The organism is Teichococcus deserti, assembly GCF_001982615.1.
In the GTDB taxonomy this organism is placed as follows: Bacteria; Pseudomonadota; Alphaproteobacteria; order Acetobacterales; family Acetobacteraceae; genus Pseudoroseomonas; species Pseudoroseomonas deserti.
Genome location: NZ_MLCO01000027.1, coordinates 53,359 through 76,361 on the forward strand (window position 1 = coordinate 53,359; position 23,003 = coordinate 76,361).

Annotated in this window: 22 protein-coding genes; 14 read left to right on the forward strand and 8 right to left on the reverse strand. The window is 70.7% G+C overall.

Going from position 1 to position 23,003, the window contains the following annotated elements; genetic code table 11:
- Window positions 1-136: 136 nt before the first annotated feature.
- The 6 genes from BKE38_RS04505 to msrA form a co-directional block, all read right to left on the reverse strand.
- Window positions 137-385, reverse strand: coding sequence for a hypothetical protein (locus tag BKE38_RS04505; protein WP_076956173.1), 249 nt, complete (start codon window positions 383-385; stop codon window positions 137-139).
- Window positions 386-784: 399 nt separating this feature from the next.
- Window positions 785-1,735, reverse strand: coding sequence for a beta-ketoacyl-ACP synthase III (locus BKE38_RS04510; RefSeq protein WP_076956174.1), 951 nt, complete (start codon window positions 1,733-1,735; stop codon window positions 785-787).
- Window positions 1,736-1,812: 77 nt separating this feature from the next.
- Entirely contained in the window at window positions 1,813-2,856 is a 1,044-nt protein-coding gene (gene plsX / locus BKE38_RS04515) for a phosphate acyltransferase PlsX (RefSeq protein ID WP_242662196.1), read from the reverse strand.
- A 119-nt stretch (window positions 2,857-2,975) separates the two neighbouring features.
- The gene (gene rpmF, locus BKE38_RS04520; protein WP_076956175.1) at window positions 2,976-3,179 is read right to left on the reverse strand and encodes a 50S ribosomal protein L32; all 204 of its coding nucleotides are present in this window, start codon (window positions 3,177-3,179) and stop codon (window positions 2,976-2,978) included.
- A gap of 153 nt (window positions 3,180-3,332) precedes the next feature.
- Window positions 3,333-4,073, reverse strand: a complete 741-nt coding sequence (locus BKE38_RS04525) for a GntR family transcriptional regulator (protein WP_076956176.1) — start codon at window positions 4,071-4,073, stop codon at window positions 3,333-3,335.
- Between the two features lie 436 nt (window positions 4,074-4,509).
- Entirely contained in the window at window positions 4,510-5,067 is a 558-nt protein-coding gene (gene msrA, locus BKE38_RS04530) for a peptide-methionine (S)-S-oxide reductase MsrA (RefSeq protein WP_076956177.1), read from the reverse strand.
- A 106-nt stretch (window positions 5,068-5,173) separates the two neighbouring features.
- Here msrA and BKE38_RS04535 point away from each other — a divergent pair, with 106 nt between their 5' ends.
- Together BKE38_RS04535 and BKE38_RS04540 are read left to right on the forward strand one after the other, a co-directional pair.
- Entirely contained in the window at window positions 5,174-6,262 is a 1,089-nt protein-coding gene (locus BKE38_RS04535; RefSeq protein ID WP_076956178.1) for a serine hydrolase domain-containing protein, read from the forward strand.
- A gap of 109 nt (window positions 6,263-6,371) precedes the next feature.
- Window positions 6,372-7,451, forward strand: a complete 1,080-nt coding sequence (locus BKE38_RS04540) for a dipeptidase (RefSeq protein WP_076956179.1) — start codon at window positions 6,372-6,374, stop codon at window positions 7,449-7,451.
- A 4-nt stretch (window positions 7,452-7,455) separates the two neighbouring features.
- On the opposite strand, the gene BKE38_RS04545 is transcribed toward BKE38_RS04540, so the two are convergent.
- Window positions 7,456-8,268, reverse strand: a complete 813-nt coding sequence (locus BKE38_RS04545; RefSeq protein WP_207553487.1) for a GNAT family N-acetyltransferase — start codon at window positions 8,266-8,268, stop codon at window positions 7,456-7,458.
- Window positions 8,265-9,647, reverse strand: coding sequence for a formimidoylglutamate deiminase (locus BKE38_RS04550; RefSeq protein WP_076956181.1), 1,383 nt, complete (start codon window positions 9,645-9,647; stop codon window positions 8,265-8,267). The genes BKE38_RS04545 and BKE38_RS04550 overlap by 4 nt, the downstream gene beginning before the upstream one ends.
- 78 nt (window positions 9,648-9,725) lie before the next feature.
- Between BKE38_RS04550 and hutC the strand changes: the two genes are divergently transcribed.
- The 12 genes from hutC (at window position 9,726) to BKE38_RS04610 (ending at window position 22,967) form a co-directional block, all read left to right on the forward strand.
- Window positions 9,726-10,460, forward strand: coding sequence for a histidine utilization repressor (gene hutC / locus BKE38_RS04555; protein ID WP_076956182.1), 735 nt, complete (start codon window positions 9,726-9,728; stop codon window positions 10,458-10,460).
- Window positions 10,461-10,487: 27 nt separating this feature from the next.
- Complete coding sequence (hutU, locus tag BKE38_RS04560) at window positions 10,488-12,167, forward strand: urocanate hydratase (protein ID WP_076956183.1); 1,680 nt, start codon at window positions 10,488-10,490, stop codon at window positions 12,165-12,167.
- Complete coding sequence (gene hutH, locus BKE38_RS04565; protein WP_076956184.1) at window positions 12,164-13,663, forward strand: histidine ammonia-lyase; 1,500 nt, start codon at window positions 12,164-12,166, stop codon at window positions 13,661-13,663. Before hutU ends, hutH begins: the two co-directional genes overlap by 4 nt.
- Window positions 13,660-14,853, forward strand: coding sequence for an imidazolonepropionase (hutI, locus tag BKE38_RS04570; RefSeq protein ID WP_076956185.1), 1,194 nt, complete (start codon window positions 13,660-13,662; stop codon window positions 14,851-14,853). Before hutH ends, hutI begins: the two co-directional genes overlap by 4 nt.
- A 526-nt stretch (window positions 14,854-15,379) precedes the next feature.
- Window positions 15,380-16,327, forward strand: coding sequence for a pyruvate dehydrogenase (acetyl-transferring) E1 component subunit alpha (gene pdhA / locus BKE38_RS04575; protein WP_242662198.1), 948 nt, complete (start codon window positions 15,380-15,382; stop codon window positions 16,325-16,327).
- A gap of 1 nt (window position 16,328) precedes the next feature.
- The gene (locus BKE38_RS04580; protein ID WP_076956187.1) at window positions 16,329-17,708 is read left to right on the forward strand and encodes a pyruvate dehydrogenase complex E1 component subunit beta; all 1,380 of its coding nucleotides are present in this window, start codon (window positions 16,329-16,331) and stop codon (window positions 17,706-17,708) included.
- 15 nt (window positions 17,709-17,723) lie between these two features.
- Window positions 17,724-19,052, forward strand: a complete 1,329-nt coding sequence (locus tag BKE38_RS04585; RefSeq protein WP_076956188.1) for a pyruvate dehydrogenase complex dihydrolipoamide acetyltransferase — start codon at window positions 17,724-17,726, stop codon at window positions 19,050-19,052.
- Window positions 19,053-19,114: 62 nt separating this feature from the next.
- Window positions 19,115-19,531 carry a GNAT family N-acetyltransferase gene (locus tag BKE38_RS04590; protein ID WP_242662190.1) on the forward strand — a complete coding sequence of 139 codons (417 nt, stop codon included), beginning with the start codon at window positions 19,115-19,117 and terminating at the stop codon, window positions 19,529-19,531.
- Window positions 19,532-19,606: 75 nt separating this feature from the next.
- Complete coding sequence (gene lpdA, locus BKE38_RS04595; RefSeq protein WP_076956190.1) at window positions 19,607-21,004, forward strand: dihydrolipoyl dehydrogenase; 1,398 nt, start codon at window positions 19,607-19,609, stop codon at window positions 21,002-21,004.
- A 120-nt stretch (window positions 21,005-21,124) separates the two neighbouring features.
- Window positions 21,125-22,186 carry a lipoyl synthase gene (gene lipA, locus BKE38_RS04600; RefSeq protein ID WP_242662192.1) on the forward strand — a complete coding sequence of 354 codons (1,062 nt, stop codon included), beginning with the start codon at window positions 21,125-21,127 and terminating at the stop codon, window positions 22,184-22,186.
- Window positions 22,186-22,656: a type II toxin-antitoxin system RatA family toxin gene (locus tag BKE38_RS04605; RefSeq protein WP_076956191.1), complete on the forward strand. Its 471-nt coding sequence runs from the start codon at window positions 22,186-22,188 to the stop codon at window positions 22,654-22,656. The genes lipA and BKE38_RS04605 overlap by 1 nt, the downstream gene beginning before the upstream one ends.
- A 125-nt stretch (window positions 22,657-22,781) precedes the next feature.
- On the forward strand, window positions 22,782-22,967 hold the full coding sequence (locus BKE38_RS04610; RefSeq protein ID WP_076956192.1) for a hypothetical protein: 186 nt from the start codon (window positions 22,782-22,784) through the stop codon (window positions 22,965-22,967).
- Window positions 22,968-23,003: the final 36 nt, after the last annotated feature.

Sequence of the window (23,003 nt, forward strand, 5' to 3'; positions counted from 1 at the left end):
GACCATACAGGGGCGCGCCCCGCCAAGCCAAGAGGCAGTGGCGGTTCGGACCTCATGAAATTTCGAAGCAAGCGGCTGTTCTGCCGGGATTTTCGGCAGGATGGCCGTTTCGCGGGCAGAGCGGGCGGCGCATGGCTCAGCGCGACAGCAGGAAGGCGATGACCGCCAGCACGCCGACGATCAGGCCGATGCTTTTGGCGAAGGCCATCCAGTCGGACTTGTCGGCCTCGCCCTCCTCGGGGTGGAAGGCGGGGCGCTTGGTCCATTCATTCGGACCTTCCGGCACGGCGCCGGCCGGCAGCGCGCGTCCCGGCGCGCGTCCCGGCGCGCCCTGGGCCAGGGTCGAGGCGCCGGCGGAAGCGGCCGGACGTGGTTCGTCAGCCATTGAGACATTCTCCCGTTCTCGCACCGCGTGCCTGCCGAGGCGCGCCGTCCCGGGAAAGGTGGCGGCCGGCGGCCCGTGGGGCAACCGAAATAAGTACCATTTTTATCAAATATGAGAGGGATTCGCGCAACAGGGAGCATGAGCGCGAACCCATTAAGCAAGCCTCTGTTTCGGCTCACTTTCTCAGTCATCTGGCGAAATAATTCAGCGCTGAGATCGGAATCGTGTTCGGGGCGACGTGCCATGCAGACAGCATTTTCCCAGCAGCGCACAGCCGTCTCAACCCGTGCGCGCCAAAATCAACCAAAGCGCGAAAAAGCAAAAGGCCGCCACCCTGGCGGGAAGCGGCCTCGTGCGACGCCGCGGCTGCCCCTTCGGGCAGCCGCTCGGATACAGGGGTCAGAAGCGAGCGAGAGCGGCGCCCCAGGTCAGGCCGCCGCCGATGCCCTCCATCAGCACCAGGTCGCCGCGGGCGATGCGGCCGTCCCGGGTGGCCTCGGCCAGGGCCAGCGGGATCGAGGCGGCGGAGGTGTTGGCATGGCGATCGACCGCCACCACCACCCGCTCCGCCGGCAGGCCCAGCTTGCGGCCCATGGCGTCGATGATGCGCAGATTGGCCTGGTGCGGCACCAGCCAGGCGACGTCGGACTTGGCCAGGCCATTGGCCGTCAGCGCTTCGTCGACCACCGAGGCCAGCTTGGAGACGGCGTGGCGGAAGACCTCGCGGCCGGACATCTGCAGGATGCCGCCCTCGACCTGCAGGATGTCGCCATGCCTTCCATCGGCATGCAGGTGGCAGGAGAGCACGCCCCGCCCCTCCTCCCCCGGCTCGGCGGCGCGCAGCACCACGGCGCCGGCGCCGTCGCCGAACAGCACGCAGGTGCCGCGGTCGGTCCAGTCGAGGATGCGGGAGAAGACCTCGGCGCCGATCACCAGGGCGCAGCGGCACTGGCCGGCGCGCACCATGGCATCGGCCACCGACAGCGCATAGACGAAGCCGGTGCAGGCGGCGGCGATGTCGAAGGCGAAGCCCTGGGTGATGCCGAGCAGCGCCTGGACGCGCACCGCCGTCGAGGGGAAGACCGAATCCGGCGTGGCCGTCGCGACGATCACCGCATCGACTGCCGAAGCCTCGATGCCGGCCTGGGCCAGGGCGGCACGGGCGGCGGCGGCGCCCATGTCGCTGGCCTTCTCGCCGGGCGCGGCCAGGTGGCGCTGGCGGATGCCGGTGCGCTCGCGGATCCAGGCGTCCGAGGTGTCGAGCCCGTATTTCGCCGCCAGGCTGTCATTGTCGAGGACCAGCTTCGGCAGATAGCCGCCGGTGCCGGCGATGATGGCGCGAGGGGTCATGCGGCGAGCATCCAGATATCCGGGAGCGCAGCGTCGCGGCGGCGGCAGCCGCTGTCCAGTGCGCCAGCCTTGAAGGGTTAGGGGGTCGCCCCCGTCTCCGCCACGCCGAGCCCGGCGGGGGTGGCCTCGGCCGCCTTGCCGCGCGGCGGCAGGGTCGCCAGGCCTTCGCGGATGCGGTCGGTGAAGCGGTGGGTCACCATGTCCATGGCGACGTCGACCGCATGGGCGAAGCCCAGCGCGTCGGTGCCGCCATGGCTCTTCACCACCACGCCGTTCAGGCCGATCAGCACGGCGCCGTTGTAGCGGCGCGGATCCATCCACTCGCGCAGCCGGTCAAGCGCCGGACGGGCGAGCAGGTAGCCGAGCTTGGCGGTCCAGGAGGAGGTGAAGACCTGCTTCAGCAGGCTGCCCACCAGCTTGAAGGCGCCCTCGCCCGTCTTCAGCGCGACATTGCCGGTGAAGCCGTCGGTGACGACGACATCGACGGTGCCGGCGGTGATGTCATGGCCTTCGACGAAGCCATGGAAATTCGGCGCCAGGATGGAGTCGCGCAGCATCTCGGCCGCCAGGCGGACGCGGTCGTCGCCCTTCAGCTCCTCGCTGCCGACGTTTAGCAGGCCGATCTTCGGCGCGGTCAGGCCGAGCACGGCGCGGGCGAAGGCATCGCCCATCACCGCGAATTCCAGCAGGTTGCGCGCGTCGCAGACGATGTTGGCGCCGAGGTCGAGCAGCACCACGTCGCCGCGCGCCGAGGGACCGATGGCGGCCAGCGCCGGGCGGTCGATCTCGGGCAGGGTCTTCACGACGATCTTGCCGAGCGCCATCAGCGCGCCGGTATTGCCCGCCGAGACCACGCCCGCCGCCTCGCCGCCGGCCACCGCGTCGATGGCGATGCGCATCGAGGAATGGCGGACGCGCAGCGCGGCCGTGGGCTTCATGTCGCCGGGAATCGAGGCCGGGGCATGGCGGATGGTGCAGGCCTTGGCGGCGCGCGGCCGCCGGGCCAGCAGCGGCTGCAGCCGCGCCTCGTCGCCGACCAGCAGGAAGCGGGCCTGGGGATGCCGCTCGGCGGCGATCTCCAGCCCGTCCAGGACCGATTCCGGCGCGTGGTCCCCGCCCATGGCGTCGATCGCCAGGGAGAAGCCGGCAGCCGGCGCCGGGGCTTGGGGCGCCGAGGCGGCGGCCGCCGAGGTCAGCGTGACCTGGGACATTCCTGATTCCGCCTGGCGCGCCTGGTCGCTCAGGTGCGGACCGCAGCCTTCAGGGGCTTGCCGGCGGCCACGACCTCACGGCCGTCGTAATGGCCGCAGGAGGCGCAGATGTGGTGCGGGCGCTTCAGCTCGCCGCAGTTGCTGCACTCCAGATGGGCCTGGGTGGACAGGGCCTCGTGGCTGCGGCGCATCCCGCGGCGGGAGGGCGAAACCTTCTTCTTCGGAACGGCCATGGCGCCGGGCCTCTCTTCTCAACGTGCTGTGCTAGTCAGCGGTAAATGCAAGGAAGGCGGCGCCATTACCACCCCACCCCCCGGCGTGCAAGCTTTTGGCGCGCGGCCGGCCAGCCTGGCACGGGCGGAGGACGGGGCGCCGGCGCCGCCGGCTCAGTCCAGCCGGACGGCGTAGCGGTGGCTCGCGGTGTCGATCATCGACAGCCGCACCTCCACCGGCCGGTCGGCGACATCGTAGGCGGTGCGCTGAACCATCAGCATCGGGGTGCCCGGCGGACGGTCCAGCGCGGCCGCCGTCTCGGCATCGGCGCCGCAGGCGGCGAGCTCCTCCTCGGCGCGGGCGATGGTCACCCCGTGGGCGCGCTGGAAATGCACGTAGAGCTCGGTGGAGAGCTCGCCGAGGGGCAGGGAGAATCCGGGGAAGCTGGCGCCGCGCAGCACGCAGCGCTCGAAGATTCGCGGGCTTCCGTCGAGCAGGCGAATCCGCCGCAGCCGCACCACCGGGTCGCCGGCCGGCAGCTGCAGCGCGGCCGATTCCCAGTCATCCGCCTCGCCCGGGGTGCAGGACATCACCAGGATGCGCGAGATCACCGCCCGGCCGCTGAGGTCGCGCACCCGGAAGAAGGTGAAGCGGGCGGTCTCCGAGGTGTGCCTGGCGACCGTGGTGCCGCGGCCCTGGCGGCGGTCGATCAGGTGGCGCCGCTCCAGCCCGGCCAGCGCCTTGCGCACCGTCCCCTGGGAGACGCCGAGCTCGGCCGCCAGCTCCGGCTCGGCCGGCAGCAGATGTCCGGGCGGCCATTCGCCGCCGACGATTCGGCCGATCAGGATGTCTTCCACCTGCCGGTAGAGCGGTCGGGCGTCCAGCCGTTGCGGCGGGGCGTCGGTGATGGGCATGGCGGGCGGCGGCGCTCCTGGCGAGAGGGATGAGGGCGGATTGAATGCTGCGGTGCGTAAAGGCTGTGTTCACGATCTGCGTGGCCGGATCAAGGCACCCGTAAAGACAGACTTGTGTCTTATACAAGACCTGTTAGGATGAGGCTCTCGGGATTGCTCTGCAGGCCGAGTTTGGGGAGGAACGATCCCGCAAAGGGACGGAAAGCGTGACGACGGCGCCCGGCGATGCCAGGGCGCCGTTCGCGATTCTGGGGCCTGGAGAGCCGCTCTTCCCTGCCCGCTTCCTCAATGCATCGCCTGCCGCTGATGTTGCATCGCACCAAAAGAAAATGGAACATTCCTGCGGCGGCATGAGCGGGAATTCATCTTTCGATGACCGCTGCACGGCGCGGGCGGGCCGCCGCCCGTCCCGTCCGCGCCGATTCCCGGGCCTGGATCAGGCCGCCGCGCTCTTCAGACGGGCGGCGAACTTCTGGCGGAACTTGGCGACCTTGGGCGCCACCACCACGCGGCAGTAGCCTGCCCAGGGATTGCGGGCGAAATAATCCTGGTGCTCCGGCTCGGCCGGCCAGAAGCGCGCTTCGGGGGCGAGTTCGGTGACGATCGGGTCGGACCAGATGCCTTCCGCGGTGATCTCGGACACGACCTGCCTGGCCGTCTCGGCCTGCGAGTCGGAGGTGGCAAAAATCACGCTGCGGTATTGCGGGCCGATATCGGCGCCCTGGCGGTCCCTGGTGGTCGGGTCGTGCAGGGTGAAGAAGACCCGCAGCAGATCGGCATAGGAGATCACGCCCGGGTCGAAGACGACGCGCACCACCTCGGCATGGCCGGTCTTCTTGCCGCAGACCTCCTCATAGCTCGGCTGCTCGACATGGCCGCCGGCATAGCCGGATTCGACCTCCAGCACGCCGTTCAGCTGCCGATAGGCGGCGTCGAGGCACCAGAAGCAGCCACCGCCCAGGATGGCAGTCTCGCGGGCTTGGGGTTCGGCCATGGCCGGGTTCCTTTCTCTGCTGACGCCAGAGATGGGGTGCCCGGGCCGCCCTGCCCATCCCCGCCGGCTTGCGCCCCGCCCATGCTTGGGGCGAGGCTCGCGCCCCATGCAGACCGACACCACCTTCCAGCCGCAAGACCCTGGCGAGGCCGGCTTCGACGCCGCCGCCCTCGCCGCCGCCGTCGCCTTCGCGGGCGCGCATGACAGCCCCTTCCCGCGCGACATCCTGAAGCACCTGGAGGCCGGCTATTTCGAGCCCGCTCCGGACAATGAAGTGCTGGGCCGCACCGCCCCGCGCGGCGACCCGAACGGGCTGATCCTGCGCCGCGGCCGGCTGGTGGCCTCCTGGGGCGACACGCGCCAGGCCGACATGACCTTCAGCGTCGCCAAGAGCTACCTGTCGCTGCTGGCCGGCATCGCCCTGGGCGACGGGCTGATCGACAGCCTGGAGTCGCGCATCAGCGACAGCGTCCGCCACGAGGCCTTCCACACCGCCCAGAACCGCCCGATCACCTGGCGGATGATCCTGGAGCAGACCAGCGAGTGGGAAGGCACGCTGTTCGGCAAGGCCGACCGCATCGATCGCGGCCGCGACCTGAAGCGCGAGGGCGCCGGCCCCAAGGGCATCGACCGCGCCATGCAGACCCCGGGCACCTATTGGGAATACAACGACGTCCGGGTGAACGCCCTGGCGCTCGCCCTGCTGGAGCGCTTCCGCCGCCCGCTGCCCGAGGTCTTCGCCGAGCGCATCACCGGCCCGATCGGCAGCAGCGCCGATTTCAGCTGGGAAGGCTACCGCACCAGCTTCGTCGACATCGACGGCACGCCGATCCAGTCGGTCTCCGGCGGCGGCCATTGGGGCGGTGGCGTCATCACCCATGCCGAGGACCAGGCGCGCATTGGCCAGCTGATGCTGCAGGATGGCGTCTGGGCCGGCCGCCGCCTGTTGCCCGAGGGCTGGGTCGCGGCCAGCACCAAGCCTTGCGCGCTCAACAAGGATTACGGCCTGCTCTGGTGGCTGAACGGCAATGGCCGCTACCCCGGCGCCAGCCGCGAGAGCTTCCTGGCCCAGGGCGCCGGCGGCAACACCATCTGGATCGACCCAGCGCATGAGATGGTGGCGACCTTCCGCTGGCTTGACCCGGCCGCGATGCCGGAGATGCTGCGCCTGGTGACCGCCAGCCTGAAGGGCTGACGCTCCGACCCGTGCCATGGCGCAGACCCGCCATGGCACGGCTTCAGGTTGACGGGGCGGGCGGCCGGGCGGAGCCTGGGGCTTCCACCGCCGCCGGGATGCCGCCCAGATGACCGACCGCCCCACCGCCCCCGCCATCCCCACAGCCGCCGGCGGCGCCCTCTCGCCCGAGGCTCTGGCGATCCATGCCGCGACGCTGACCCTCGACACCCATGTCGACATCCCCTGGCCGGAGACGCCCGACCCGCGCGGCGCCACCGCGCGCTGCGTCGACTATCCGAAGATGGCCGCCGGCGGGCTGCGTTCGGTGATCTTCGCGGCCTATCTGCCGCAGGGGCCCCGCACCCCCGAGGGCCATGCCGCCGCCGCCGCCCGCTGCGAGGCCATGCTGCGCGCGATCCGCGCCACGGCGGCCGGCGGCGACCGCCGCATCGTGACGCGCGCCGCAGAGCTGGAGGCACTGCGCGGCCGCCCCGGCACCGGCGTGCTGCTGGCCGTCGAGAACGCCTATGGCCTGGGCGACGACCTGTCCGGCCTGGCGCTGTGGCGGGGGCTGGGCGCCTGCTACGTCACGCTGACCCATAATGGCCACAACCTGCTGGCCGATTCCGCCATTCCCCGCCCCGACCTCGGCGACGGGCCGGTGCTGCATGGCGGGCTGTCGGAGTTCGGCCGCGAGGCGATCGCCGAGATGAACGCGCTCGGCCTGCTGGTCGACGTCTCGCATGCCTCCAAGGCCAGCATGATGCAGGCGGTCGCGCTGTCCCGCGCCCCGGTGGTCGCCACCCATACCTGCGTGCGGGCGCTCCGCGACCATCCGCGCAACATCGACGACGCGCAGATGGACGCGCTGCGGGCCAGCGGCGGGCTGATGCAGATCACCGCAGTGCCCGGCTTTCTGCGCGGGCCGGATGCCACCGGGCGCATCCGCGCAACCGTCGCCGACATCGCCGACCATGTGGATTACGCGGTGAAGCGGATCGGCATCGCCCATGTCGGGCTGTCGTCGGATTTCGACGGCGGCGGCGGCGTGGAAGGCTGGATGAGCGCCGCCGACAGCGCCGGCCTGACCGCCGAGCTGCTGTCGCGCGGCTACGACGCCGAGGCGCTGGACCTGCTCTGGTCCGGCAATTTCCTGCGCGTCATGCGGGCGGCCGAGGCGGTCTCGGCCGCGCCGCCGCAGGGGTGACCGCCTAGCCCAGCTCGAAGCTGGCCAGGCCGTAGCAGGCCGCTAAGTCGAGGGCCGGGACGGCGCCCGTGTACATCCGCGCCGTCTCGAAGCTTGCTTCCAGCCCGGCCTCGCCGGCCAGGGCCAGGGCGGCCTTGTTGGGCTCCGGCAGATCCAGGAAGACCGGGCCGGAGACGCCCTCGATCAGCGCGTTGAAGATCGCCCGCGCCGCGGCATCGTCCCGCGCCATCAGCGGCCCGATCTTCTGCCCGTTACGGCAGGGCCGGATGACGCCGAAGCCGCGGCCCGGGACGGCCAGGGCGCGGTGGCCGGGGGCGGCCAGCCAGGCTTGCAGGAAGCCACGGCGCTCGACCGGGAAGACGTCCAGCGCCAGGGCATCCTCCAGGCTCGCGGCGCGGAGCTCGCCCTCGGCCCCGGCCACCGGGCGCGGCGCCTCGGCGCCATGGCGGACATTGCGCCAGGCCAGGCCAAAGCCTGAGCGGGCATAATTCGCCTGCTGCGCCAGCACGCCATCCAGCCCCACGTTCCGGCCCGCCAGCCGCGCCATCGCTGCCCGCCACATGGCGATGCCGAAGCCCTTTCCGCGATGCTCGGGACGGATCATATAGAAGCCGATGAAGCCGTGGCTGTCGCCCTGGCGGACGGCAGAGACGCAGCCGACCGGCACGCCATCCAGGACGCCGAGCAGGAACCCCTCCGGGTCGGCGGCGTGGAAGGCCATGGCATCGGCCAGGCCCGGATTCCAGCCTTCGGCCGCCGCCCAGTCGACCAGGATCGGCATCTCTTCCAGGCAAGCGGGGCGAATATCCAGGGTCACGCGGCGAGTCTCCGGAGGGCGGCGCGGAACTCTGCCGCAATGGCGTCGCGCTGGATATGGCGGCCGTCGCGCACCACCACCGCGCCGCCGGCCACCACCTGGGTCACCGGATTGCCCTGGCCGCCGAAGACCCAGGCATCGAGCAGCGCATCCTCCTCCCGCCCGTAGAGCGAGGGATGCTCCGGGTCCAGGCAGACCAGGTCGCAGCGCTGGCCGGCGGCGATGCCGGCGATCGGACGGCCGCTGGCCTGGGCGCCGGCGAGGATGGCGGCCTCGACCAGGTTGCGGCCGGGATGCGGGTGGGCGGCATCGGTCGCCACCGAGCGCTGCTGCTGCACCAGGCGCTGGCTGGTCTCCAGCTGGCGCATCTCGTCGCGGGGCGAGGTGCCGACATGGCTGTCGGTGCCGAAGCCATAGCGCCCGCCGGCTTCCCGGAAGATCGGCAATGAAAAGAAGCCGTCACCCAGAGAAGCCTCGGTCGAGGGGCAGAGGCCCACCACCGCGCCGCTCGCGGCCAGGGCGCGCGTCTCGGCCTCGGTCATGTGGGTGCAGTGGATCAGGCACCAGCGCTGGTCGACGGGGAGATTGGCCAGCAGCCATTCGACCGGGCGGGCGCCGGTGGCGGCCAGGCATTCGGCGACCTCGCGCTGCTGCTCGGCGGCGTGGATATGGATCGGGCCGGCGAAGTTCTTGGCGATGTCGGCCAGCATCGCCGGCGTCACCGCGCGCAGCGAATGCGGCGCCAAGGCAAGCCCGGCCTGGGGATCGCCCGCCACCGCCGCCTGCACCCCTTCGACGATGCGCCAGAAGCCGTCCAGGTCGTTGAGGAAGCGCCGCTGCCCGGGCACCGGGTCGCGCCCGAAGATGCCGCCATGGCGATACAGGCTGGGCGCCATGGTGATGCCGATGCCCGCCCGCTTCGCCGCGGCCAGGTGGCGCAGCGCCATTTCCTCCGGCTGGGCATAGGGCGTGCCGTCGGCCTGGTGATGCAGGTAGTGGAACTCGGCGATGCTGGAAAAGCCCCATTCCAGGCATTCGGCATAGAGCTGGGCCGCCACCGCCTCGGCATCCTCGGGCGAGAAGCGGCCGACGAAGCGGTACATGGTGTGGCGCCAGGTCCAGAAGCTGTCGGTGCCGCCCTCGGCGTCGCGCGCCTCGGGCGGCGAGCGGCGCTCGGTCAGCCCGGCCATGGCGCGCTGGAAGGCATGCGAATGCAGGTTGGGGATGCCGGGGATGACGACCCCCGGCAGGCGCTCGGCGCCCGTGGGGCTGCCGCCAGGGGTGGCGGAAAGAATGCCCCCTGCCCCGTCGGTCTCGATCCGGACATCGCGCGCCCAGCCGTCGGGCAGCAGGGCAGAGACAGCGAAGAAGGCGGTCATCGGGCGGCGCTCCGGAGGCGGTGACAACCCCATCGCATCGCGGTTGACGAAACTTGTCAAGACAACCATGCTCAAGCCATGTCAGACGCGCCCCTGCTCCTGCCGACGCCCAGCCCGGCGACGCCCCGCTACCAGCAGATCAAGGCGCTGATCCTCAGCCGCGTCGCCAGCGGCGAATGGCCGGCTGAAGAGCGCCTGCCCTCCGAGAACGAGCTGGTGAAGATGACGGGGGTCTCCCGCGTCACGGTCAACCGCGCGCTGCGCGAGCTGGCCGATGCCGGGCTGCTGACCCGGGTGCAGGGCGTGGGCACCTTCGTCGCCGGCGCCAAGCCGCAATCCAGCCTGCTGGAGCTGCGCGACATCGCCGAGGAAATGGCCGAGCGCGGCAGCCGCCATGCCGCCCGCGTCCTGGCCCAGCAGCGGCTGCGCGCCGATCCGGCCATGGCCGCCGCTTTCGGCCTGCCCCCCGGCGCCGAGCTGTTCCATGCCCGGCTGGTGCATCTGGAGAACGACGTGCCGGTCCAGCTGGAGGAGCGCTACGTCAACCCGGTCATCGCCCCCCGCTTCCTGGAGCAGGATTTTTCCAGGATCACGCCTTACCGCTTCCTGACCTCCTGCGCCCCGCCCGAGCGGGTGGAGCATGTGGTGGAGGCCGGCCGCGCCAACCCCGCCACCGCCGCAGCGCTGGCCATGCCGGAGGACGAGCCTTGCCTCGTCATCCATCGCCGCACCTGGTCCTGGCGGGTGGTCGCCACCCGCGCCCTGCTGACCCATCCCGGCACGCGCTACCGCCTCGGCAGCGCGCTCGACTGACTGCTGACCCGTTCATAGGGAAAAGACATGTCGCAGACCCGTTTCCGCAACGCGCCGGCCATCCGCAGCCCGCGCGGGCCCGAGATCACCGCCCGCCACTGGACCACCGAGGCGGCGATGCGGATGCTGATGAACAACCTGGACGACGAGGTCGCGGAAAAGCCCGGCGAGCTCGTGGTCTATGGCGGCATCGGCCGCGCCGCCCGCGACTGGGCCAGCTATGAGCGCATCATCGATGTGCTGAAGCGGCTGCGCGAGGACCAGACCCTGCTGGTGCAGTCCGGCAAGCCGGTCGGCGTCTTCGAGACCCATGCCGACGCGCCGCGCGTGCTGCTGGCCAATTCCAACCTGGTCCCCGCCTGGGCCAATTGGGAGCATTTCTCCCAGTTGGATCGCGCCGGGCTGATGATGTACGGCCAGATGACCGCCGGGTCCTGGATCTATATCGGCAGCCAGGGGATCGTGCAGGGCACCTTCGAGACCTTCGCCGAGGCCGGCCGCCAGCATTTCGGCGGCGACCTCGCCGGGCGCTGGATCCTGACGGCGGGGCTGGGCGGCATGGGCGGCGCGCAGCCGCTGGCCGGCGTCTTCGCGGGTGCCGCGGTGCTGGCGGTGGAATGCCAGCCCAGCCGCATCGAGAAGCGGCTGGAGACCGGCTACCTGGACGCGCGTGCCGACAGCCTGGACGAGGCGCTGGCGATGATCCGCGCCGCCTGCGCGGAAAAGAAAGCCATCAGCATCGGCCTGCTCGGCAATGCGGCAGAGATCTTCCCGGAGCTGGTGCGGCGCGGCGTGGTGCCCGACATCGTCACCGACCAGACCAGCGCGCATGACCCGGCCAATGGCTATCTGCCCGCCGGCTGGAGCCTCGGCGAATGGGAGGCCAAGCGCGAGAGCGATCCGGCCGCCGTCGCCGCCGCCGCCAAGCGCAGCATGGTCGCCCATGTCCAGGCGATGCTCGACTTCCAGCGCCTGGGCAGCAAGGTGCTCGACTACGGCAACAACATCCGCCAGATGGCCAAGGACGAGGGCCTGGCCAATGCCTTCGATTTCCCGGGCTTCGTTCCCGCCTATATCCGGCCGCTCTTCTGCCGCGGCATCGGGCCCTTCCGCTGGGCAGCGCTCTCGGGCGACCCCGAGGACATCCGCAAGACCGATGCCAAGGTGAAGGAGCTGATCCCCGACGATCCGCATCTGCACCGCTGGCTCGACATGGCCGCCGAAAGAATCCAGTTCCAGGGGCTGCCGGCGCGGATCTGCTGGGTCGGGCTCGGGCAAAGGCATCGCCTGGGCCTCGCCTTCAACGACATGGTGGCACGGGGAGAACTCTCCGCCCCCGTGGTCATCGGCCGCGACCACCTGGACAGCGGCTCGGTCGCCTCGCCCAACCGCGAGACCGAGGCGATGCAGGACGGGTCGGACGCCGTCTCCGACTGGCCGCTGCTGAACGCGCTGCTGAACACCGCCTCCGGCGCCACCTGGGTGTCGCTGCACCACGGCGGCGGCGTCGGCATGGGCTATTCGCAGCATGCCGGCATGGTCATCGTCGCCGACGGCACCCCCGACGCGGCGCGCCGGCTGAAGCGCGTGCTGTGGAACGACCCGGCCACCGGTGTCATGCGCCATGCCGATGCCGGCTACCAGATCGCCATCGACTGCGCCCGCGAGCAGGGCCTCGACCTTCCCATGATCGGAGCCGCCCGATGATCCTCGCCCCCGGTTCCGCGACGCTGGACGAGCTGCGCGCCATCGCCGAAGGCGCCGCGCTGGAATTGCCCGAGGGATGGCAGGCCCCGGTGCAGGCGGCGGTCGACGCCCTGTCCCGCCGCATCGACAGCGGCGAGGCGCTCTATGGCGTCAATACCGGCTTCGGCAAGCTGGCCAGCCAGCGCATCGGCCGGGACGACCTGGCCCGGCTGCAGGGCAACCTGCTGCGCAGCCATGCCGCCGGCACCGGCCCCTTCCTGCCGGCCCCCGTCGTCCGGCTGATCCTGGCGCTGAAGGCGCTGTCGCTGGCCCGCGGCGCCTCCGCCGTGCGGCCGGCGGTGGTCGAGGCGCTGCTGGCCCTGCTGCGCGCCGATATCCTGCCCGCCATCCCGGCCAAGGGCTCGGTCGGCGCCTCGGGCGACCTGGCGCCGCTGGCGCATCTGTCCCTCGTCCTGATCGGCGAGGGCGAGGCGCTGGTCGGCGGCCGCGTCGTCGCCGGCGCCGAGGCCCTGGCCGAAGCCGGAATCGCGCCGCTGACCCTGGGCCCCAAGGAAGGCCTGGCGCTGCTGAACGGCACCCAGGTTTCGACCGCCCTGGCGCTGATCGGGCTGTTCGCGGCGCAGCGGCTGTGGCGCACCGGGCTGACCGCCGGCGCGCTCAGCACCGATGCCGCCCGCGGCTCCGACACCCCCTTCGACCCGCGCATCCACGCCCTGCGCGGGCAGCTGGGCCAGATCCAGGCGGCGGCGTCCTTGCGCCTGCTGCTGGACGGCAGCGCCATCCGCGAGAGCCACCGCCAGGGCGACACCCGGGTCCAGGACCCCTATTGCCTGCGCTGCCAGCCGCAGGTGATGGGCGCCTGCCTGGACCTGCTGGAACACGCCGCCACCATCCTGGGCCGCGAGGCCAATGCGGTGACCGACAACCCCCTGGTCACCGCCGAGGGCGAGGTCCTGTCCGGCGGCAATTTCCACGCGGAGCCGGTGGCCTTCGCCGCCGACACCATCGCCCTCGCCCTGGCCGAGATCGGCGCCCTGTCGGAACGCCGAATCGCGCTGCTGACCGACCCGGTGCTGTCCGGCCTGCCGGCCTTCCTGGTGCGGGAAGGCGGGCTGAATTCCGGCTTCATGATCGCCCAGGTCACCGCCGCGGCGCTGGCCAGCGAGAACAAGTCGCTGGCCCATCCCCGCAGCGTCGACAGCCTGCCGACCAGCGCCAACCAGGAGGACCATGTCAGCATGGCCACCGGCGCCGCGCTGCGCCTGGCCGAGATGGCCGACAACGTCGCCGCCATCCTGGCGATCGAGCTGCTGGAGGGCGCCCAGGGCGTCGAGTTCCACCGGCCGCTGGCCTCCTCCGCCTCGCTGGAGGCGGCGCTGGCCGCGGTGCGCGAGGTGGCCGCGCCCTGGGACGAGGACCGCTTCATGGCCCCCGACATCGCCGCGGTGAAGCGGCTGGTCGAGCATGGCGCCTTCGCCGCGGTGCCGGCGCCATGAGCGGCTTCGACCGCGTCTGGCTGAACGCCAACCTGGCCACCATGGATGGCGGGTTGGGGGTCATCGAGGACGGGGCCGTCGCCGTGCAGGACGGCCGCATCGCCTGGGTCGGCCCGCGCGCGGCGCTGCCTGTCAGCGATGCCCCGGTCACCGATTGCGGCGGCGCCTGGATCCTGCCCGGGCTGATCGACTGCCACACCCACCTGGTCTTCGGGGCGAACCGCGCCGGCGAGTTCGAGCAGCGCCTGGCCGGCGCCACCTACGAGCAGATCGCCCGCGCCGGCGGCGGCATTTTTTCGACCGTCCGCGCCACGCGGGCCGCCTCGGAAGAAGAACTTTTCGTGGCAGCCCGGCCGCGCCTGGAAGGGCTGCTGGCCGAGGGCGTCACCACCGTCGAGATAAAGTCCGGCTACGGCCTCGACCTGGAGACCGAGCTGAAGATGCTGCGCGTCGCCCGGCGCCTGGGCGACGCGGCCCCGGTCAGCGTGGCCACCAGCCTGCTGGCCGCCCATGCCATTCCCCCGGGCCATCCCGGCGGCGCCGAGGCCTTCACCGACTGGGTGGTCGCCGAGGCCATCCCGGCCGCCGCCACTGCCGGCCTGGCCGATGCGGTAGATGCCTTCTGCGAGGGCATCGCCTTCTCGCCGGCCCAGACCACCCGGGTCTTCGAGGCCGCCCGCGCCCATGGCCTGCCGGTGAAGCTGCATGCCGACCAGTTGTCGGACCTCGGCGGCGCGGCGCTGGCGGCGCGCTTTTCCGCCCTCTCCGCCGACCACCTGGAGCATGCCAATGCCGCGGGGCTGGCGGCCATGGCGGCGGCGGGGACGGTCGCCGTGCTGCTGCCCGGCGCTACCTATTTCATCCGCGAGGCGCGCCACCCGGATATCGCGGCGATGCGGGCGGCAGGCCTGCGCATGGCGCTGTCGACCGACATGAACCCCGGCTCGTCGCCGGCGCGGTCGCTGCTGCTGATGCTCAACCTGGGCTGCACCCTGTTCCGCCTGACGGTGGAGGAGGCGCTGCTCGGCGTCACCGCCCATGCCGCCGCGGCGCTGGGCCTGGCCGATCGCGGCCGCCTGGCGGTCGGGCTGCGCGCCGACTTCGCGACCTATGCCGTCTCCCGCCCCGCCGAGCTCTGCTACTGGATCGGCGGCAATCCCTGCACCGGCCGGGTGGTCGCCGGACATTGAGGCACCCAGCCTGAGGCACCGGCGCGGCCTGGCCCTGCCCAGGCCGCATGCCCCTGCCCCCTGGCTGCATGGCAGGCCGGGCGCGGGACCCCGTCTCGGCGGAGTCCCGCTGTTCCGCTCGGGGAAAATCGTAGACCCCGGAATCACCTGCGGCACGCAGCAAGGATGACGATAGGACGCCGCGCCCTTTGCATTCCTGTCGCCGCCCGCCGCCGCCACGCAAGCTTCCGTCTTTTCGGGCCCACCAACCCCGCCGCCTGTTGCTTTCGCCCCTCTGCCGACAAGCACTTAACCACAATCCGGTTAATCTCCCTATTGCAGTGCAGCATCAGGGGCTTAGCCATCGCGTGGTCCTTGCAGGACGCGCCCCGGCCACGTATTTCCGGCGGGCGTCGCCGCCAATTCCGCGCGGTGGCGGGCAGAATGGAGCAGCCGGATGGTCCAAGGCGCCGATGCAGGCACCACCAAGCGTCGCGGCAAGGCGAAGGCCCCCCCCGCGAACACCCAGGGGCTGACGCAGGAGCAGATGCTCCAGGCCTACCGCGACATGCTGCTGATCCGGCGCTTCGAAGAGAAGGCCGGCCAGCTCTACGGCATGGGGCTGATCGGCGGCTTCTGCCATCTCTATATCGGCCAGGAAGCGGTCGTCGTCGGCATGCAGATGTGCCTGCAGCCGGGCGACCAGGTGATCACCTCCTACCGTGACCATGGCCACATGCTGGCCACCGGCATGGAGGCGCGCGGCGTCATGGCCGAGCTGACCGGCCGGTCGGGCGGCTATTCCAAGGGCAAGGGCGGGAGCATGCACATGTTCTCGCGCGAGAAGGGCTTCTACGGCGGCCACGGCATCGTCGGCGCCCAGGTCTCGATCGGCGCGGGCCTGGCCTTCGCCAACATGTACCGCGAGGACGGCACCGTCTGCCTGACCTATTACGGCGACGGCGCGGCCAACCAGGGCCAGGTCTTCGAGAGCTACAACCTCGCCGCCCTGTTCAAGCTGCCGGTCGTCTTCGTCATCGAGAACAACAAGTACGGCATGGGCACCAGCGCCGACCGCGCCTCGGCGTCCAAGGACCGCTCGCAGGACGGCAGCCCCTGGGGCATCCCGGGCGAGCAGGTCGACGGCATGGACGTCGCCGCGGTGAAGGCCGCCGGCGAGCGCGCCGTCGCCCACTGCCGCGCCGGCCGCGGCCCCTACATCCTCGAGATGCAGACCTACCGCTACCGCGGCCACTCGATGTCCGACCCGGCGAAGTACCGCACGCGGGAGGAGGTGCAGAAGATGCGCGAGCAGCATGACTGCATCGAGACCGCCCGCAAGATCCTGCTCGAGGCCGGCCTGCCCGAGGCCGAGCTGAAGACCGTCGACGACGACGTCAAGGCGATCGTCGCCGACAGCGCCGAATTCGCCCAGACCTCGCCCGAGCCGGACGAGAGCGAGCTGTGGACCGACATCCTGCTGGAGGCCCGCTGATATGGGTGCCACGATCCTGATGCCCGCCCTGTCGCCCACCATGACCGAGGGCAAGCTGGCACGCTGGCTGAAGAAGGAAGGCGACGCGGTCAAGGCCGGCGACGTGCTTGCCGAGATCGAGACCGACAAGGCGACCATGGAAGTGGAAGCCGTCGATGAAGGCACGCTGACCAAGATCCTGGTGCCGGAAGGCACCGAGGCGGTCGCGGTGAACTCGGCCATCGCCGAGCTCGACGGCGGCGAGGGCGGTGCTGCCGCCAAGCCGGCCGAGAAGCCCGCCGCCGAGGAAGTGCCGGAAGCCAAGGCCGAGACCCCGGGCGCCGCCGCCCCGGTGGGTGCCGCGACCCATGCCGCCCCCAAGGGCCCGGCCTCGGAGCCGGAGAAGGACTGGGGCCCGACCAAGTCGATCACGGTGCGCGAGGCGCTGCGTGACGCCATGGCCGCCGAGATGCGCCGCGACGACAAGGTCTTCCTGATGGGCGAGGAGGTCGCCCAGTACCAGGGCGCCTACAAGATCAGCCAGGGCCTGCTGGACGAGTTCGGCGCCAAGCGCGTCATCGACACGCCGATCACCGAGCATGGCTTCACCGGCATGGCGGTCGGTGCTGCGATGTCGGGCCTGCGCCCGATCGTCGAGTTCATGACCTTCAACTTCTCGATGCAGGCGATCGACCACATCATCAACAGCGCCGCCAAGACGCTGTACATGTCCGGCGGCCAGCTGGGCTGCCCGATCGTCTTCCGCGGTCCGAACGGCGCCGCCGCCCGCGTCGCCGCCCAGCACAGCCAGTGCTACGCCTCCTGGTACGCGCATGTCCCCGGCCTGAAGGTCGTCGCGCCCTGGTCCGCGGCCGATGCCAAGGGCCTGCTGCGCGCCGCCATCCGCGACCCCAACCCGGTGGTCTTCCTGGAGAACGAGATCCTCTACGGGCAGAGCTTCGAATGCCCGACTGACGAGGACTTCATCCTGCCGATCGGCAAGGCGAAGATCGAGCGCCAGGGCAAGGATGTCACCATCGTCGCCTTCTCGATCGAGGTGGGCGTGGCGCTGAAGGCGGCCGAGCAGCTGGCGGAAGAGGGCATCGACGCCGAGGTGATCAACCTGCGCTCGATCCGGCCGCTGGACATCGACACCATCGTCGCCTCGGTGAAGAAGACCAACCGGCTGGTCACGGTCGAGGAAGGCTGGGCCTTCTCCGGCATCGGCGGCGAGGTCGCCATGCAGGTGATCGAGCACGCCTTCGACCACCTGGACGCGCCGCCGGCCCGCGTCGCCGGCCTGGACGTGCCCATGCCGTACGCGGCCAATCTCGAGAAGCTGGCGCTGCCCACCGTCGAGCATGTGGTGCAGGCCGCCAAATCCGTCACCTACAAGAAGTAAGAGGAAGCGGGAACGATGGCCACCAACATCCTGATGCCCGCCCTCTCCCCGACGATGACGGAGGGGACCCTCGCGCGCTGGCTGAAGAAGGAGGGCGACACGGTCAAGTCCGGCGACGTCCTCGCCGAGATCGAGACCGACAAGGCGACCATGGAGTTCGAGGCCGTGGACGAAGGCGTCCTCGGCAAGATCCTGGTGGCCGACGGGACCGAGGGGGTGGCCGTGAACACCCCGATCGGCATCATGGTCGAGGCGGGCGAGGCGGTGCCGGATGCGGCCGCCGCCAAGCCGGCCGCCAAGGCCGAGGCCCCCAAGGCCGAGGCCACCCCGGCCAAGGCTGAGGCGCCCAAGGCCGAAGCCCCTAAGGAAGCACCGAAGGAAGCCGCCAAGGCGGAGGCCGCCCCGGCCGCCGCCTCGGGCGACCGCGTCTTCGCCTCGCCGCTGGCACGCCGCATGGCGGAGCAGGCCGGCATCGACCTGTCCGGCATCGAGGGCTCCGGCCCGAACGGCCGAATCGTCAAGGCCGATGTCGAGGCCGCCGCCGGCAAGCCCAAGGCGGCGCCGAAGGCTGCCGAGGCCACCGCGCCGGCTGCCGCCGCCCCTGCCCCGGCCGCGGCCCCCAAGGCGCCGGCTGCCGCGATCACCGCGCCGCACACCGCGGTGCCGAACTCCTCCATGCGCAAGGTCATCGCCAAGCGCCTGGCCGAGAGCAAGGCGACGGTGCCGCATTTCTACGTCTCGATGGACATCGAGCTCGACGCGCTGCTGAAGCTGCGCGCCGACCTCAATGCCCGCGCGCCGAAGGACGGTCCGGGCGCCTTCAAGCTTTCGGTCAACGACCTGATCATCAAGGCCGCGGCCCGCGTCCTGCGCCAGTTCCCGAGCGTCAACGCCAGCTGGACCGATGACGCCATCATCCAGTACCACGACGTCGACATCTCGGTGGCGGTCTCCATTCCCGACGGGCTGATCACGCCCATCGTGAAGAAGGCCGACCAGAAGGGCCTGGCCGCCATCAGCGCCGAGATGAAGGACCTGGCCGCCCGCGCCAAGTCCGGCAAGCTCAAGCTGGAGGAATTCCAGGGCGGCAGCTTCAGCATCTCCAACATGGGGATGTTCGGCGTCACCAGCTTCTCGGCCATCATCAACCCGCCGCAGGGCGGCATCCTGGCCGTCGGCGCCGGGCAGCAGCGCCCGGTGGTGAAGGATGGGGCGCTGGCCGTGGCCACCGTCATGACCTGCACCCTGTCGGTCGACCACCGCGTCGTCGACGGGGCGCTGGCCGCCGAATGGATCGCCGCCTTCAAGGCGGTGATCGAGGACCCGCTGAGCCTGATGCTGTGACGGCATCGCCCGGCTTCTTCCTTCGCGAGGCCAGGCCGCGGGACGCCGAAGATGTCCTGAAGTTGGTCCGCCGCTTGGGCGAGTACGAGAAGCTGGGCCATGAGGTGGTCGCCAGCGCGCAGGACTATTACGGCGCGCTGGCCACCAAGCGGATCAAGGGCCTGCTGGCCGAGGTCGAGGGCGAGATCGTCGGCCTCGCCCTTTTCTACGAGACCTTCTCGACCTTCGCCGGCAAGGTCGGGCTCTGGGTGGAGGATGTCTTCGTCCTGCCCGAGCACCGCCGCCTCGGCATCGGCCGGGCGCTGTTCCAGGCGCTGGCCCGCAAGGCGCTCGACGAGGGCCATGCCTGGATGGAATGGAACGTGCTCGACTGGAACGAGCCCGCCATCGCCTTCTACCGGCGGATCGGCGCGGTCGGGCGCGAGGACTGGACCGACCAGCGCCTGTCCGGCGACGCCCTGAAGGCCCTGGCCGGCTGACGCCCGCATCCCCTGCAAGCCGGGGGATCACCGAGATCATCGCACCGCGCCCGGCGCGGACAGGAGCGCAAGACAATGGCCGAGCAGTTCGACCTGGTGGTGGTGGGCGGCGGGCCCGGCGGCTATGTCGCCGCGATCCGCGCCGCGCAGCTGAAGATGAAGGTCGCCCTCGTCGAGCGCGAGCATCTGGGCGGCATCTGCCTCAACTGGGGCTGCATCCCGACCAAGGCGCTGCTGCGCGCCTCCGAGATCAACCACCTGCTGCACAGCCTGGACCAGTACGGCTTCGCCGCCGACAATGTCCGCTATGACTTCGCCAAGGTGGTCAAGCGCTCCCGCCAGGTGGCCGGCCAGCTCTCGGCCGGCGTCAAGGGCCTGCTGAAGAAGCACAAGGTCACCGTCTTCGACGGCAGCGGCAAGCTGGCCGGCCCGGGCAAGCTGGCCGTCACGGCCAAGGACGGCAAGCCGGTCGCCGAGCTCGCGGCCAAGCACATCATCCTGGCCACCGGCGCCCGCGCCCGCGTCATCCCGGGCATCGAGCCGGACGGCAAGCTGATCTGGTCCTACCGCGAGGCGCTCCAGCCCGACATCATGCCGAAGAAGCTGATCGTCATCGGGTCGGGTGCCATCGGCAGCGAATTCGCCTCCTTCTTCCTGAACATGGGCGCCGAGGTCACGCTGATCGAGGCGATGGACCGCGTGCTGCCGGTCGAGGACGCCGAGGTCTCGGCCTTCGTCAGGAAGGCCTTCGAGAAGCAGAAGATGAAGGTGCTGGTCGGCGCCAAGGTGCAGGGCGTGCGCAAGACCGGCGACGGCGTGGCCGCCGTGGTCGAGGTCGACGGCAAGGTGCAGGAGATCGTCGCCGACCGGCTGATCTCGGCGGTCGGCATCGTCGGCAATGTCGAGAACCTCGGCCTTGAAGGCACCAAGGTGAAGGTCGAGCGCACCCATATCGTCACCGACGAGCTCAGCCGCACCGGCGAGCCCGGCGTCTATGCCATCGGCGACCTGACCGGCGCCCCCTGGCTGGCGCACAAGGCGAGCCATGAGGGCATCGTCGTGGTCGAGGCCATCGCGGGCCTGCATCCGCATCCGATGGATGTCTCGAACATCCCGGGCTGCACCTATTGCCGCCCGCAGGTCGCCTCGGTCGGCCTGACCGAAGCCAAGGCGAAGGAGGCCGGCCACGAGGTCCGCGTCGGCCGCTTCCCCTTCATCGGCAACGGCAAGGCCATCGCCATGGGCGAGCCGGAGGGCTTCGTGAAGACGGTCTTCGACGCCAAGACCGGCGCGCTGCTGGGCGCCCACATGGTCGGGCCCGAGGTCACCGAGATGATCCAGGGCTACACCATCGCGCGCACCCTCGAGACCACCGAGGCCGAGCTGATGCACACCGTCTTCCCGCACCCGACGGTGTCGGAGGCGATGCATGAAAGCGTGCTCGATGCCTATGGCCGGGTGATCCACATCTGACCGGCCGGCCGGGGGGATCCACCCCCCTGGCCAACCCCGGCACCGGCTGGCCCCTCGCCAGGCGGGGCCGCTTCACCATATAGAGGCGATCGTGTCGGCGGTTCAGCCGGAGGAGCAGCCATGGCCACCCGTATTCTGATCGACCACCGGGCAGGCGGCGCCGTCTCGAACGCTCCGCGCCCCGACGGCGCTTCCAACCTGGCGACCGCCCATCTGGCCGAGCACCCGGCCGAGCCCCTGGCCCGCCCGACCCTGCGCCATCCCGAGAAGGCGCACCGGCCGGACAACCCGATCAAGCGCAAGCCCGACTGGATCCGCGTCAAGGCGCCGACCCACCCGATCTACCACGAGACGCGCAACCTGATGCGCGACAACAAGCTGGTGACGGTCTGCGAGGAAGCGGCCTGCCCCAATATCGGCGAATGCTGGTCGCAGCGCCACGCCACCATGATGATCATGGGCGAGATCTGCACCCGCGCCTGCTCCTTCTGCAACATCACCACCGGCCTGCCACGGGCACTCGACGCCGACGAGCCGCGTCGCGTCGGCGAGGCGGTGGCCAAGCTCGGCCTGCGCCATGTGGTGATCACCTCGGTCGACCGCGACGACCTGAAGGATGGCGGCGCCCGCCATTTCGCCGAGACCATCGCGGCGATCCGCCTCTCGGCGCCCGAGACCACCATCGAGATCCTGACCCCCGACTTCCTGCGCAAGGACGGCGCGCTGGAGGTGGTGGTCGCGGCCCGCCCCGACGTCTTCAACCACAATCTGGAGACGGTGCCGCGGCTCTATCCCTCGATCCGGCCCGGCGCGCGCTACTTCCACTCGCTGCGCCTGCTTGACCGGGTGAAGGCGCTCGATCCCTCGATCTTCACCAAGTCCGGCGTCATGGTGGGCCTGGGCGAGGCGCGGCCTGAGGTGCTGCAGGTGATGGACGACATGCGCAGCGCCGAGATCGACTTCCTGACCATCGGCCAGTACCTGCAGCCGACGGTCAAGCACGCCGCCGTCGACCGCTTCGTCGAGCCGGCCGAGTTCGAGGACTATGCCCGCATGGCCCGCAGCAAGGGTTTTCTCCTCGTTTCGGCCACGCCTCTGACCCGGTCGTCCTATCACGCCGACCGCGACTTCGCGCAGCTGCGCGACGCCCGCAACGCCAAGCTCCAGATGTCCGCCGCCTGATGCCCACCCATGCCGAGAAGCGCATCCTGCGCTACACGCCGGAGCAGCTCTTCGCGCTCGTCGCCGATGTCCGGCGCTACCCGGAATTCCTGCCCTGGTGCGTCGGCGCCCGCGTCATCACCCAGACCGAGACCGAGCTCACCGCCGACCTGACCATCGGCTTCAAGATGTTCCGCGAGACCTTCCGCTCCCGCGTCATCCTGGACCGCCCGCACGAGGTCCGCGTCAGCTACGAGAACGGGCCCTTCCGCTACCTGAACAACACCTGGAAGTTCATCCCGCACGAGGCGGGCACCGAGGTCGACTTCTTCGTCGACTTCGAGTTCAAGAGCGCCCTCCTCCAGGCGGTCATCGGCATGGTCTTCAACGAGGCCGTCCGCATGATGGTCCGCGCCTTTGAGCGCCGGGCGATGATGCTCTATGGGCGCAACAACTCCCGGCCCGCCGCGCCGGAGCCGGCGCAGAGCTGAGCAAGCACTGGGGGAATGAATTCCCCCAGGCCCCCTTCTCTTCCTGCAAACGGCCGTTTCATGACCAGCGCCGGACCGACAAGGGGCTGACGCGGGCCGGCAGGGCTGCCAGTCTGTCCGCAGCTATGACCCTGCGAATCATCCTCTTCCTGATCGTCTTCGCGGCCTGGATCTGGCAGGCAAGCCTGCCGGCGCCGATCCGGGACATTCCCTCCCCCGCGCTGCTCCTCCTCGCCGTGCTGCTCGGCCTCTGGGCCGGGTGGAAGGCCTGGCGCCGGCTGCGCGGCGCGATCCGCGACATGGACGACTGAGCCCCGAAAGGCCGCCCCATGGTGCATGCCCCGTCC